This is a genomic window from Streptomyces purpurascens, from assembly GCF_045040895.1.
GTDB lineage: Bacteria > Actinomycetota > Actinomycetes > Streptomycetales > Streptomycetaceae > Streptomyces > Streptomyces purpurascens.
Genome location: NZ_CP108341.1, coordinates 1,005,872 through 1,018,625, shown reverse-complemented (window position 1 = coordinate 1,018,625; position 12,754 = coordinate 1,005,872). Strand labels below are relative to the sequence as shown.

Genomic DNA, 12,754 nt, shown 5'->3' with positions numbered 1-12,754 from the left:
CATCGCCCACGGGGGACGACTCGGGACCCGGGCCGCGGCCGGCTGCCGGGGACCGTCGGGCGGGGGACGAGCTCGCCGAGGGGCGCGCGGCTGACCGGGTGCGGACGGCCGGAGGGGAGCCGGCCGACGAGGCCCCCGCGGCCGAAGGCGACCTGGCCGGTGGCCGGCGGGGCGACACCGTTGCCGGTGTCGTCCGGCAGTGGCGGGCCGTGCACCCCGGGCTCGACACCGGGCCGATGGAGGTCATCGGCCGGATCAACCGCTGTGCCGCGCTCCTTCAGCAGGCCGAGGACGCGCCGCTGCGCCGGGCGGGTCTGAGCCGCCCGGAGTTCGACCTGCTGGGCGCGCTGCGCCGCACCGGGCACGAACTGACCCCCGGGGAGCTGGCCCGGGAGACCTTCTCCTCGGGCGCCGCCGTCACCAAGCGCCTCAAGCAGCTGTCCGAACGCGGCCTGGTGGAACGCCGAAGCGACAGCCGAGACCGCCGCGTCGCCCACCTCCGCCTCACCGACGCGGGCCGCGAACTCGTCGACGGCATCCTGCCCGCCCAGCTCGCCTACGAGACCGCCGTCCTGTCCGGCCTTGACGCCCCCGAACAGGGCGAACTCGCTTCTCTGCTCGGGGAGTTGCTCGGCCAACTGGAGGGCCGCCTGGGCGTGCTCCGGACCTGAGCCGGTCGCCGGCGGCGTCGTGGGGTGCGGGTGGGCCGGAGGAGTAAGGCCGGTCGGCGGGTTGGCTGGGCGCTTCGGGCCCGGTCGGCGTGGTCTGGCCCACCGGGTCACGGCACGCCGGGGCAGCGGCGGCGGCCCGGGGCGCAGCCGTCGGTGGAGTGAGGCCGGTCGGTGGGGGGTGGGGGCGTATCCGCCCGATCGGCATATCCGGTGTGTCCCGCCCGGTCGGCATGGCCCGGTGTGTCCCGCCCGGTCGGCGTGGGCCGACGTGACACGCCGGGCCGGCGCGGCGGTCAGAGGATCTCGTGTGCCGTGCGGCGGTGCGTGGAGCGGCGGTCGTCGATGGCCGGCCAGCGGTCGCCGTAGATGTTCCCGGTGATGGCCGGTTCGCGGACGAAGTCGTGCGGGAAGCCGAGCGGCACCGCGCTCACCTCGTCGAGGCGGGCGAGGGCGTCCTCGTCGAGGCGGACGTCGACACTGCCCAGATTGTCGGCGAGCTGGCTCTCCCTGGTCGCCGCGATGATCGGGACCACGTTGCCCGGCCGGGCCAGCAGCCAGGCCAGCGCCACCTGGGCCGGACTCCAGCCGCCCTGCTCGGCGACCTCCAGGACCGCGCTGATCACCGCCTCCTCGCGCGGGTCGATGTCACCGCCCGTGGTGTCCAGCCGCCCCGCCTCACCCCTGCGGTACTTGCCGGTGAGCTTCCCGGCCGCCAGCGGTGCCCACGCCAGCACGGCCAGGTCGAAGGCCCGGGCCTGGGGCAGCAGTTCGCGCTCGGCGGTCCGTTCCAGCAGGCTGTAGCGCAACTGCGATCCGGCGAACGCGGTCCAGCCCCGCAGCTCCGCCAGCGTGTTGGCCTGGGCGATCTCCCACGCGGGCCAGTCCGAGACACCGACGTACAGCACCTTGCCCGCGCGGACCAGGTCGTCCAGCGCCCGCATGACCTCCTCGACCGGCGTGAAGTTGTCCCGCGCGTGCACCCACAGCACGTCGAGCCGGTCGGTACGCAGCCGCTCCAGGCTCGCCTCCACCGACTGGAGCAGGTTCTTGCGGTGGTTGCCCGCGGCGTTGACGTCGCCGTCGCGGATCCCGCAGGTGTACTTGCTGGCCAGTACGAACCTGTCGCGCCGGCCCTCCAGCAGCTCGCCGAGGATCCGTTCCGAGCTGCCGTCGGTGTAGTTGTTGGCGGTGTCGATGAAGTTGCCGCCCGCCTGCGCATACGCGTCGACGATCCGGGCGCTGGCCTCCTTGCCGGCGCCCCAGCCCCAGTCGTCGCCGATGGTCATCGCGCCGAGGCTCAGCTCGCTCACGCGCAGGCCGGTCTTGCCGAACAGTGTGTAACGCACGGTCTCTTCCCCTCCGGGCAGCAGGTCGCACGCACGACGCTAGGAGCTGAAGCACGCTTCAACGCAACCACGCCCCCGGTCTCACCCACCGTCGCCTCAGCCGTCCTCGCCGGCCCGGTACACGCCGAACATCGCCCCCTGCGGGTCCCGCAGCACCGCGATGCGCGGCCCGTCGGGCACGGAGGTGGGCACCATCAGGACGGTGCCGTGCTGCTGGACGACGGCGGTCGTGGCGTCCACGTCCGCCACGGCGAAGTACGGCAGCCAGTGCGCCGGCACCTCGGGCGGGAACGTGTCGTCCATGAACACCATCCCGCCGAAGCCCGCACCCCCGACGCCCCACTGCGTGTACCGCTCCGAGGCGTTGACGCTCCAGCCGAACACCCGCGTGTAGAAGCCGACGGCCTGTTCGGGATCCCGCGTGAACAGCTCCACCCAGCCCAGCGAACCGGGCGCGTTGAACAGCCCGGCGCCCGGGAAGGCCCTCGCCTGCCACAGCTGGAACATGGCACCGGCCGGGTCGACGGCCACCACGAAACGGCCCACGTCGAACACGTCCATCGGGCCGGACAGCACCGCCCCGCCCGCCTGCGTCACCGCACGGGCGGTGGCGTCCGCGTCGGTCACCGCGAACGACACGTTCCACGCGACCGGCTGCGACGGCTGGTACAACGGGGTGAGCGCGGCGACGGCCGCGTCCCCGAGGTGCGCGACGGTGTAGCCGCCCGCCTCCTGACGCGGATCCGTCTCGGGCCGCCAGCCGAACAGCCGCGTGTAGAACCGCTGCGCCGCCTCCAGATCACTGGTCCCCAGCTCGGTCCAGCAGGGCCCGCCGGTCACCGGTGCGTCGAGCTTCATGGCGTTCCTTCCGCGAGCGGCGAGGCAGCCCCCTTCCAGCACGCTAAGCCGCGCCCCGGGCTCCCTGCCATCCGGGAAAACCCACTGGTGTGCCGCACGGCCCGGACGTACCCTCACCCCGTACCGCACCGTGTGGCGGCCTCCAGCTCCTTCATCTGCCCGGAGGTACCCCATGCCCGCACTCGAGGTGCGCCCCTTCCGCCGCGCCGACCGCGACCAGCTCACCGACCTGGTCAACCTGCACGTGGCGGCCGTCGTCCCCGGTGTCTCCGTCTCCGTGAACACCGTCCTCGGCGACCTGGAGCGGCAGCCCGGCGAGTTCATCACCGACCCGTGGGTGGCCGAGCGGACGACACTCGTCGCCGAGCAGCGCCGGTGCGTGGTCGCCGCGGCCCATCTGCTGCGCTACCGCGCCGATGCCGAGGTCGGCGAGACCTACCGGGACGCCGCGGAGATCAACTGGTTCGTGCACCGCCCGACGGCGTCGCACTGGCCGGACGCCGACCGGGCCGCCGACCTGCTGATGCGGGCGTGCCTGGCACAGCTCGCCCGGTGGAACGTCCGCGTCCGGTACGCCGACGGCGCACTGCCCGCCCCGCTCGTCCACGGCCTGCCTCGCAACTGGCCCCACATCCGGGCCGTCTACCAACGCGCGGGGTTCCAGCACATCGGGGACACCGAGGTCATCCTGATCGCCCGGGTCGCCGACCTGCCGGCGCGCGAACCCCGGCCGGGCGTCACGGTCGCACGCACGCTGGGGGAGTGCGGCACCCGCTTCACGGCCTACGCCGACGCCCGCGCCCTCGGCTTCGTCGAGGTCGACACGGCCCTGGCCCGCCCGGAACGGCACGCCCGCGCGGCGGGCCTGGCCGACATCGGCAACCTCCACATCGACGCGGCGCAGTACGGCACCGGCCTGGAGCACTGGCTCCTGGCCCAGGCCGCCGACTGGCTCCGCCTGTGCGGCGTCGACCGGCTCGTCGCCTATGAATCCGCCGCCGACAGCACCAGGCTCGACCTCCTGGCGGGCGCGGGCTTCCGTGAGCTGACCCGTACCGACCGGGGCTGGGAGCACCGCCCCGGGTGACCTCAGATGCCGGGCCGGTACCGCATCGGGTGGTCCGCCGGGACCTCGACCAGCACGATCGGCGTCCCGTCCGGGTCCGCGATCCACATCTCGACCAGGCCCCACGGCTCCTTCACCGCCGGCCGCACGATCTCGACGCCCTTCGCCCGCAGCTCCTCCTCCGCCGCGGCCACGTCGTCGACCTGGAGCCACAGCCGTACGGCGGGCGACGGGGGAGTCTCGGACCGGCCCGCGACCTCGAGGAAGCCACCGCCCGTGAAGTAGACCGTGCCGCGCTCGGGACCCGTGCCGAACTCCCGGTACACGGCGAGGCCGAGCTGATCGCCGTAGAAGGCACGGGACCGCTCGGGGTCGGACGGGCGGAGCAGGATCCGGCTGCTGAGTACATGCACCATGCACGAGAGCCTAGTGGCGGCGCTACTCTCATCCGTGCCCGAATCACGCCGCGAAACGGAGACGCACGCATGGACACCGCCGCCACCGGACTGACCTTCCGCGATGCCACCGACGCCGACGTGGACGAGCTGGTCGCGCTGATCGAGTCGGCGTACCGGGGCGACGACAGCCGGGCCGGGTGGACCACCGAGGCGGACATTCTCGAAGGACAGCGGACCGACCCGGAGGGCGTGCTGGCCGTCGTCAAGTCGCCCGACAGCCGGTTGCTGACCGTGGAGCGGGAGGGCCGGATCGTCGCGTGCTGCCAGCTCGAGCACCGCGGGGACCACGCCTACTTCGGGATGTTCGCGGTCAGCCCCCGGCTCCAGGGCGAGGGCCTCGGCAAGGTGATCATCGCGGAGGCGGAGGGGCTGGCCCGCGCGACGTGGGGCGTGACGGAGATGCACATGACCGTGATATCCGTGCGCGACGACCTCATCGCCTGGTACGAGCGGCGCGGCTACCGCCGTACGGGACGGATGACCCCCTTCCCGTACGGCGACGAGCGCTTCGGCATCCCGCAGCGCGACGACCTGGCGTTCGAGCTGCTGATCAAGGAGCTCGGCTAGCGGCTAGGCCGTGAAACGGCCCGTGCGCTTGATGTCCGGGTGGTCGGTGGTCGCGCCGTCCAGACCGAACGCCCGGACGAGCCGCAGATGGTCCTGCGTGTTCACCACCCAGCCGATGATCTTCAGGTCGGCCTTGCGTGCCCGCTCGACGATCTCCAGGGTGAGCCGGCGGATGTTCAGGCAGACGGTCTCCGCGCCGACCGCCACGGCGCGGTCCACGATGTCGGTGCCGTAGCGGCTGGCGATCAGCGCGGTACGCACCCCCGGCACCAGTGGCTTGATCTCGGCGATCGCCTCGTCGTGGAACGAGGACACCTCCACCCGGCCGGCCAGCCCACGCCGGTTCATCACCTCGGCCAGGGCCCGCGCCGCCTGCGCGTCCTTGATCTCCGCCTGGATCGGCGTCTGGACGGCCTCCAGGACCTCCTCGAAGACCGGTACCCGCTCGCCCCGGCCCGCGTCCAGGGCGCGCAGCTCGGCCAGGGTCTTCTCGGCGATGGGCCCGCTGCCGTCGGTCGTGCGGTCCACGTCCGTGTCATGCATGACGACGAGCGCGCCGTCCTTGCTCAGGTGCAGGTCGAGTTCTATGGCGTCGAGACCCGCCTCCTGGGCGGCGACGAAGGACCGGAGGGTGTTCTCGGGTTCCACACCCATGACTCCGCGGTGACCGATGGTGAGGAAGTTCAAGACGCGACTCTCTTCCGTCGACAGGCGGCACTGGGGGCCTTACGGCCCACCTGGACCGTATCGCCTGCACCCGCCCCGTGCAGAGGGCGAGGGCATGGTCGGCGTACATCCGGGCACAAGCATGGCCGACAGGAAAAAGTGCGGCGAGGGCCAGGGTGAGGCAGGATAATTTCCCGAACATTCCCTTGCTGGGAGGAACCTCGTGTGTATACGGTCTGGGTACGAGAGATTCTCCCGTGGAAGGTGGGACATGACGGAAATTCTTGTGCAGGTGGGTTCGGAGGACCTGGTTCCTCCCGTGGCCAGGGTGGTGGAGCACCCGGCATGGCCCGTGCTCAAGGATGCCGTGGAGCGGATCCGGCCATGGCAGTCCAAGGACGGGTCGATCGACTTCGACGCCGAGGGCGCGCCGGACCCCGCCGACGCCGAGCTGGCCGTCCGCCGGGCGGCCGACGCCGTACTGGAGCTCTCTCCGCTGCTCCCGCATGACGCCGCCTATCACGAGGCTCTGGTCAAGGACCTGCGCCGATGGGGCGACGGCGGCTTCGAGGTGCCCGACTTCCTCGACTCCCTGCTGGCCTTCCAGCCCGCCGCGAGCCGCGCGGACGGCCTCCAGCACCTGGTCGTCTTCCCGATGTACACGCAGAACGGCAATCCGGACCGCAATCTCGAAGCGGTCGTCCTGCGCATGGTCTGGCCGGACTGGCTCTCCGAACTGGAGCGCACGCGCTACGACAACCCGCTGTTCTGCGGGATCAAGTTCGAGGACTTCACGGCCGGCTACGACACCAACTCCGCCGTCCTGTTCCCCGAGACCATCGCCGTGCGCGAGGCACCCGAGCGGTTCACCTGGGGCGGCATCTTCTGCGACCGCGAGGCGGCCCGCTTCCGCCGGGTGACCGACGCCGCGGTCGACATCCTGGGCCTCGAGCTGCCCGAGCACGTCGCCGCGATGGTCCACGACCAGAAGCGCTGCGAGGAGGCGTTCGTGCTGTGGGACATGGTCCACGACCGCACCCACAGCCACGGCGACCTGCCGTTCGACCCGTTCATGATCAAGCAGCGGCAGCCGTTCTGGATGTACGGCCTGGAGGAGCTGCGCTGCGACCTCACCGCCTTCAGGGAGGCCGTGAAGCTGTCGGCCGAGGGCGTCCCGCAGGCCCGTGACGTGCAGGTCGCGGTGCTCCTCGACCGGATGTTCCGCTTCCCGGTCACCGGCGAGCGCGTGCGCAACTACGACGGCCTCGGCGGCCAGCTCCTCTTCGCCTACCTGCACAAACACGACGTCGTCCGCTGGACCGACAACAAGCTGACCATCGACTGGGAGCGTGCCCCGCAGGTCACCAACCAGCTGTGCGCCGAGATCGAGCAGCTGTACCGCGACGGCATCGACCGCCCCAAGCTCGTCCACTGGTTCGCCGGATACGAGCTGGTCTCCACGTACCTCTCCCCGCACCCGGGCTCGAAGTGGGCCAAGGGCCCGGAGGCCCTGGACGTGACACAGCCGCCGCGGAAACTCGTCGATGACGTGCTTCCGGACGAGTTTCCGCTGAGCATGTTCTATGAGGCACTGTCCAAGAAGCTGAAGAACGTGATCGCCTCCACCAAGGGCATCACGGCGGACAGCGCCGAGCGGATCGCCGCGTGAGCGGCGGAATCCTCCGCGGAACCGAGAACACTGCTCAGGAGGCGAAGAAGATGGCGGGGAACGGAGCTCTCAGCGGTGCGGTGATCGCGGTGGCCGGTGCGGGCGGGCCCGCGGGCCGGGCGGCACTGCTGCGACTGGCCGAGGCGGGGGCGACCGTCGCCGCCGCCGACAACGATCCCGAGCGGCTCGCGGAGGCCGTGGACGCGGCCCGCTACGCGTCGGGCGGCGCCACCGTCACCGGTGAGCCCGTCGACCTGCTGGATCTCCAGTCCACCCGTGACTGGGCCACGCACATCGAGAAGGACTTCGGCCGCGTCGACGGCGTGGTCCACCTCGTGGGCGGCTGGCGCGGCAGCGAGACCTTCACCAAGACGAGTCTCGACGACTGGGACTTTCTGGAGCTGCTGCTGATCCGCACCGTGCAGCACACCTCGCTGGCCTTCTTCGAGGCCCTGCAGCGCAGCGAGCGCGGCAGGTATGTGCTGATCAGCGCGGCCGGCGCCACGAAGCCGACCGCGGGCAACGCCTCGTACGCCGCCGCCAAGGCCGCCGCCGAGGCCTGGACGCTCGCGCTGGCCGACGCCTTCCGCAAGGCGGGGGGCACCGAGGGCCCGACGTCCGCCGCTGCCATCCTGGTCGTGAAGGCGCTGGTGCACGACGCGATGCGCGCCGAGCGGCCCAACGCGAAGTTCGCGGGCTTCACCGACGTCAAGGACCTGGCCGAGGCCGTCGTGGGTGTCTGGGACAAGCCCGCCGCCGAAGTGAACGGAAACCGTCTGTGGCTCACCGAGAAGCCGTGAACCCGCCGAAGACCGACGCGCGCCGCCATCACGACCCGGAAGTCCGCGGTTTCGCCAGCGACAACTACGCCGGCGCCCACCCGGAGGTGCTCGCCGCCCTGGCCCTGGCCAACGGCGGGCACCAGGTCGCGTACGGGGAGGACGCGTACACCGAGAACCTGCAGAGCGTCATCCGCAGCCACTTCGGCGCCACGGCCGAGGCGTTCCCGGTCTTCAACGGCACCGGCGCGAACGTCGTCGCCCTCCAGGCGGTCACCGACCGCTGGGGCGCGGTGATCTGCGCCGAGAGCGCGCACATCAACGTCGACGAGTGCGGGGCTCCCGAACGGGTCGGCGGCCTGAAGCTGCTCACCGTTCCGACGCCCGACGGCAAGCTCACGCCCGAGCTGATCGACCGGCAGGCGTACGGCTGGGACGACGAGCACCGCGCGATGCCGCAGGTCGTCTCCCTCGCCCAGACCACCGAACTGGGCACGGTCTACACGCCGGACGAGATACGCGCCATCTGCGAGCACGCCCACGCGCACGGCATGAAGGTGCACGTGGACGGCTCCCGGCTGGCCAACGCCGCCGCCACCCTGAACGTCCCGATGCGGACGTTCACCGACGCCGCGGGCGTCGACCTCCTCTCCCTGGGCGGCACGAAGAACGGCGCCCTGTTCGGCGAGGCCGTCGTGGTCCTGAACCAGGACGCCGTCCGCCACATGAAGCACCTGCGCAAGCTGTCCATGCAGCTCGCCTCGAAGATGCGCTTCGTGTCGGTGCAGCTGGAGGCCCTGCTCGCCCGGGACCTGTGGCTGCGCAACGCCCGTCACTCCAACGAGATGGCCCAGCGCCTCGCCGAGGGCGTACGCGCCGTGCACGGGGTGGAGATCCTCTACCCCGTGCAGGCCAACGCGGTGTTCGCCCGACTGCCGCACGACGTGAGCGAGCGTCTGCAGAAGCGGTTCCGCTTCTACTTCTGGGACGAGGCGGCGGGCGACGTCCGCTGGATGTGCGCCTTCGACACGACTGAGGAGGACGTGGACACGTTCGTGGCGGCACTCAAGGAGGAGATGGCCCGCTGACCCGTGCCGTTCACCGGTTGACGACGATCTCCGCCCTGTTGTTGCGCAGGTTCGGGTCGAACTCCCTGATAGACAGCTCCGGGTCGTCGTTGAGGGTCTCGACCGTGGTGCGTGCCCCGCGCACCACCCGGTCGATCCGCAGGGGGATCTCGAAGGTGTACGACGCCTTGTCGTGCAGGTGGATCGGAGTCCGGCAGAAGTAGGTCGTGGCGGACCCCTCCTCCGGCTCCTCCGGCTGCGTCCAGCAGCGCTCCTCCGGCAGGTTCACGGCCGTGGTGCCTTCCGGCGCCCGGAACCTCACCGTGGCCACGGACGCGCCCGCGCCCAGCGACGCCACCCAGGCCGGGCCGCGGTTGTGCACGATGACACGGGCGGTCACCGTGTCACCGGCGCCACCGCTCACCCTGCTGCCGGTGAGCTTCAGGTCGGCGGTGTTCAGGGCGTCGAGGATGACGGTCCCGTAGTTGTCCTGAGGGTCGATGTCGGGATCCGACACCGTGGCCCCGGCTGCGGCCACCGGACGCAGGTCGAGCTCGGACCCCGTGCCCCGGGTCCACGTCCACTCGCCGCGCATCTCCGCGAGCGCCTCGTCCGAGTAGGGATGCACGGAGTGGTCGAACCGCTCGTACATCGCCTTGCGCCCGACGCCCAGTCCGGTCTTCAGCGCGTACTGCTGCCCCGGCGCCACCGCCTCGTCCAGCACGCACAGGGCCGACGTGCCGGTCTCGTGCTCCCGGTACTCGCAGTTCGCGTGCCGCTCCTTGAATCGCAGCCCGTACGAGGCGTTGAGCCACAGCAGGGTGCGCTCCGCGGTGCGGTTGCCGCTGTTGGACAGCGTCGCCCGCACACTCGTCTGCGAGCCCGGCCTGAGGTCTCGCTGGTGGTCCGCCTCGCTGAGCCCGAGGTCCGGCCCGTTGCCCACGCCCACCCGGGTCTCGCCCGGGTGGGACGTCGCCTCTCCGGCGGCGGCCGCGTAGCGCACGTACCCCGAGGCGCTGACGTCCGCCCCCGGCAGCGCGCGCAGTTCGAACGTGGCGGCCGGCACGCTGTCCGTCCCCGCCGGCATCTCCGGGACGGCGCAGACCGCCTTGGCCTCCGACTCGGGCGCGCAGTTCGCGGGCCACGACACCCGCGCGAACGCGGCGATCTCGCTCACGTCGACCGTCAGTTGCCCGGCCGGCAGGCGGTCGTCGGCGACATCGCGGCTGACCTGCACGGCCAGGGCGCGCGCACGCGCGTCACCGTCCGCGTCCGCGCCGGGCAGCACCGTCTCGTACGGTGCGCTGATCCACAGCTGGTTGTCCATGGCGTACGCGGGCACGGCCCCGACTCCGGCCGCCGCCAGGGCGCAGGAGACCAGCGCGGCGCCGAGCAGGCGGTGTGGGTCTTTCATGTCTTCCCCCTAGTGACGGATCTGCGGAGGCCGAGACCGGTGGCGCGGGGGAAGGGTTGTGGCCGGGCAGGTGGTTGCGGCGGTGTTCAGCCGTTCTCCCCGACGATGCATAGATATACGGTCACTTGAAAATGCATTGACCCATGGGTGATCTCGTCCCTATGCTCTGCCTGTATGCAGCTGATCCAGGAAAACCCAGACCTCTCCGCCTACTTGGCCGCTGACGAGGTGATCGACCATCATCATCCGCTCGTTCGCGAGACGGCGGCCAAGCTGGCCAAGGGTGTGATGAACTCGTATGAGTATGCGCAGGCGGCCTTCGAATTCGTGCGCGACACCATTCCGCACTCGCAGGACTCGGGCGACCTCCGCGTCACCTGGCGTGCCTCTGATGTCCTGGAACGGCGCACCGGCATCTGCTACGCCAAGGCCCACGCGCTCGCGGCGCTGCTACGGGCCGAGGACATCCCGACCGCTCTGTGCTACCAGGAGCTGGAGGTGGTGCACGGTTTGGTCGCCGTGCGGTTCGACGGCGCCTGGCACCGGCAGGACCCGCGGGGCAACAAGCCCGGTGTGGACGCGCGGTTCTCCCTCGACGGTGAGCGGCTCGCCTTCACGCCCGACCCGGCGTCCGGTGAGACGGACTGCCCGGTCCTCTACGCCGCGCCTCACCCGGTCGTGCTCGACACCCTCACATCGGCCCGCGACCGACCCCACTTGTGGCAGACACTCCCCACCGCACTGTGAGGCGGGATCCGGACCCGGGCCGGCCGCCCCGATGTGTCAGTGCGCCTCGGCCGCCCGCACCTGCTCCGGCGTCGGTGCCGTGCCGCCGAGGTGGGCCGGCATCCACCAGGTGTCCTCCGGGCCCCTCGGGCGTACGGGGTAGGCGCGCTGGGCGGCCTCGAGGAGCTCCTGGACGCGCTCGCGCAGCTGACGCGTGATCGCGCCCGCGTACTTGTCGCGGGAGGCCTCGATCGCCTCGCCGACCCGGATCGTGATGGGGATGTGGCTGCGCTTGAAGTTCCGGGGGTGGCCCTTCGTCCACAGCCGCTGCGTGCCCCACACCGCCATCGGGATCAGCGGGACGCCGGCCTCCTGCGCCATGCGCGCGGCGCCCGACTTGAAGCTCTTCAGCGTGAACGACTGCGAGATGGTGGCCTCCGGGAAGACCCCGACGATCTCGCCCGACCGCAGCGAGTCCAGGGCGTGCGCGTAGGCCGTCTCGCCCTGCTTGCGGTCCACGGGGATGTGCTTCATGCCGCGCATCAGCGGGCCGGAGACCCGGTGCCGGAAGACGGACTCCTTCGCCATGAAACGCACGAGTCGCTTCTGCGGCAGGGCTGCCAGGCCGTCGAAGACGAAGTCCAGGTAGCTGATGTGATTGCTCACCAGCACGGCGCCGCCCGAGCGCGGGATGTTCTCCGAACCCTGGCAGTCGATCTTGAGGTCCCACACCTTGAACAGCGTGCGGGCGAAACCGACGACGGGACGGTAGACGAGCTCTGCCATGGGCGGGTCGGACCCTTCCTGCTCTGCCTGGGAAGGGATTCCCAGCGGAAAGTTACGCAGCCGTAGGTTTACGGCTTGTCGCAGATCGTGCCCGAAGAACGGCCGGGTAGCCAGTCCTCGTGCCCGCCGTCGAGGAGATTCTCGTCACGTCGCCGCCCTGATCCCACCTCGTGCTTTTACGTCCCTATTACTCCGCGCGCACCGCCACCCGCCGCACGAGCAGGTACAACTCGCAGCCCAGGCAGTACCCGAATGCCGCGTTCAGGAAGGCCGCCGCGAGCGCCGCGCCGGTCGCCGCGAGTCCCAGCCAGTCGGGCCCCAGGGTGTAGCCGACGAGCCCGAGTCCGGCGAAGAGCAGCCCCACCGCCTGGGCGAAACGCGGTGGTTCGGGCGCCTCGAAGCCGGTCGGCGGTCCGAGCCGCGGCCGTACGGCCTTCCGGAACAGCAGACCGTACGGCGACCGGCTCACCCCGCCCGCCGCGCCGAGCAGGAACGCCAGCGTCTGCCAGGCCAGCAGCCACGCGCTCCCCGTGACCAGAACGACCGCCAGGACGACGGCCGTCACGGCCGCGCCGAAACGCGGCCCTCTCGCATCGATGTCCATGGGAACCAAGCATTCCGCAACGCGGCCCCATTGAGGGGGCGGGAATCTTTGCGGTCTCGTGAACGCTTGAATCAGAC

Annotated in this window: 14 protein-coding genes; 7 read left to right on the top strand and 7 right to left on the bottom strand. The window is 71.2% G+C overall.

The annotated features are described in order from the left end of the window. Positions 1 to 152 precede the first annotated feature (152 nt). Positions 153 to 671 (top strand): MarR family winged helix-turn-helix transcriptional regulator, encoded by a 519-nt coding sequence (locus OHU35_RS04680; RefSeq protein WP_229872956.1) that lies wholly within the window; start codon positions 153 to 155, stop codon positions 669 to 671. Positions 672 to 964: 293 nt separating this feature from the next. Here the strand turns inward: OHU35_RS04680 and OHU35_RS04675 are convergent, their stop codons facing one another. Both OHU35_RS04675 and OHU35_RS04670 read right to left on the bottom strand, forming a co-directional pair. Continuing rightward, positions 965 to 2,017 carry an aldo/keto reductase gene (locus OHU35_RS04675; RefSeq protein ID WP_405504795.1) on the bottom strand — a complete coding sequence of 351 codons (1,053 nt, stop codon included), beginning with the start codon at positions 2,015 to 2,017 and terminating at the stop codon, positions 965 to 967. 96 nt (positions 2,018 to 2,113) lie between these two features. Next, positions 2,114 to 2,875: a VOC family protein gene (locus OHU35_RS04670; protein WP_405504794.1), complete on the bottom strand. Its 762-nt coding sequence runs from the start codon at positions 2,873 to 2,875 to the stop codon at positions 2,114 to 2,116. Positions 2,876 to 3,047: 172 nt separating this feature from the next. On the opposite strand from OHU35_RS04670, the gene OHU35_RS04665 reads away from it, so the two are divergent. Next, on the top strand, positions 3,048 to 3,962 hold the full coding sequence (locus tag OHU35_RS04665; RefSeq protein ID WP_189724127.1) for an N-acetyltransferase: 915 nt from the start codon (positions 3,048 to 3,050) through the stop codon (positions 3,960 to 3,962). 2 nt (positions 3,963 to 3,964) lie between these two features. On the opposite strand, the gene OHU35_RS04660 is transcribed toward OHU35_RS04665, so the two are convergent. Next, positions 3,965 to 4,357, bottom strand: coding sequence for a VOC family protein (locus OHU35_RS04660; protein WP_184595117.1), 393 nt, complete (start codon positions 4,355 to 4,357; stop codon positions 3,965 to 3,967). A gap of 69 nt (positions 4,358 to 4,426) precedes the next feature. Between OHU35_RS04660 and OHU35_RS04655 the strand changes: the two genes are divergently transcribed. Beyond that, complete coding sequence (locus tag OHU35_RS04655) at positions 4,427 to 4,966, top strand: GNAT family N-acetyltransferase (RefSeq protein WP_405504792.1); 540 nt, start codon at positions 4,427 to 4,429, stop codon at positions 4,964 to 4,966. Between the two features lie 3 nt (positions 4,967 to 4,969). Here OHU35_RS04655 and OHU35_RS04650 read toward each other — a convergent pair whose 3' ends face one another. Continuing rightward, positions 4,970 to 5,653: a glycerophosphodiester phosphodiesterase family protein gene (locus OHU35_RS04650; protein ID WP_184595121.1), complete on the bottom strand. Its 684-nt coding sequence runs from the start codon at positions 5,651 to 5,653 to the stop codon at positions 4,970 to 4,972. Positions 5,654 to 5,903: 250 nt separating this feature from the next. Here OHU35_RS04650 and OHU35_RS04645 point away from each other — a divergent pair, with 250 nt between their 5' ends. The 3 genes from OHU35_RS04645 to OHU35_RS04635 are packed head-to-tail and all read left to right on the top strand — an operon-like array spanning position 5,904 to position 9,168. Then, on the top strand, positions 5,904 to 7,301 hold the full coding sequence (locus tag OHU35_RS04645) for a DUF6421 family protein (protein ID WP_189724124.1): 1,398 nt from the start codon (positions 5,904 to 5,906) through the stop codon (positions 7,299 to 7,301). A 50-nt stretch (positions 7,302 to 7,351) separates the two neighbouring features. Further along, on the top strand, positions 7,352 to 8,101 hold the full coding sequence (locus OHU35_RS04640; RefSeq protein ID WP_405504789.1) for an SDR family NAD(P)-dependent oxidoreductase: 750 nt from the start codon (positions 7,352 to 7,354) through the stop codon (positions 8,099 to 8,101). Further along, positions 8,098 to 9,168, top strand: coding sequence for a low specificity L-threonine aldolase (locus OHU35_RS04635; RefSeq protein ID WP_189724122.1), 1,071 nt, complete (start codon positions 8,098 to 8,100; stop codon positions 9,166 to 9,168). Before OHU35_RS04640 ends, OHU35_RS04635 begins: the two co-directional genes overlap by 4 nt. Positions 9,169 to 9,178: 10 nt before the next feature. Here OHU35_RS04635 and OHU35_RS04630 read toward each other — a convergent pair whose 3' ends face one another. Next, a complete protein-coding gene (locus OHU35_RS04630) occupies positions 9,179 to 10,561 on the bottom strand; it encodes a hypothetical protein (protein ID WP_405504787.1) in 1,383 nt (460 codons plus the stop codon). Between the two features lie 174 nt (positions 10,562 to 10,735). On the opposite strand from OHU35_RS04630, the gene OHU35_RS04625 reads away from it, so the two are divergent. Further along, the gene (locus OHU35_RS04625) at positions 10,736 to 11,308 is read left to right on the top strand and encodes a transglutaminase domain-containing protein (protein WP_405504785.1); all 573 of its coding nucleotides are present in this window, start codon (positions 10,736 to 10,738) and stop codon (positions 11,306 to 11,308) included. 36 nt (positions 11,309 to 11,344) lie between these two features. Here the strand turns inward: OHU35_RS04625 and OHU35_RS04620 are convergent, their stop codons facing one another. Further along, entirely contained in the window at positions 11,345 to 12,073 is a 729-nt protein-coding gene (locus OHU35_RS04620) for a 1-acyl-sn-glycerol-3-phosphate acyltransferase (protein ID WP_189724119.1), read from the bottom strand. A 187-nt stretch (positions 12,074 to 12,260) separates the two neighbouring features. After that, the gene (locus OHU35_RS04615) at positions 12,261 to 12,677 is read right to left on the bottom strand and encodes a DUF4395 domain-containing protein (protein ID WP_189724118.1); all 417 of its coding nucleotides are present in this window, start codon (positions 12,675 to 12,677) and stop codon (positions 12,261 to 12,263) included. Positions 12,678 to 12,754: the final 77 nt, after the last annotated feature.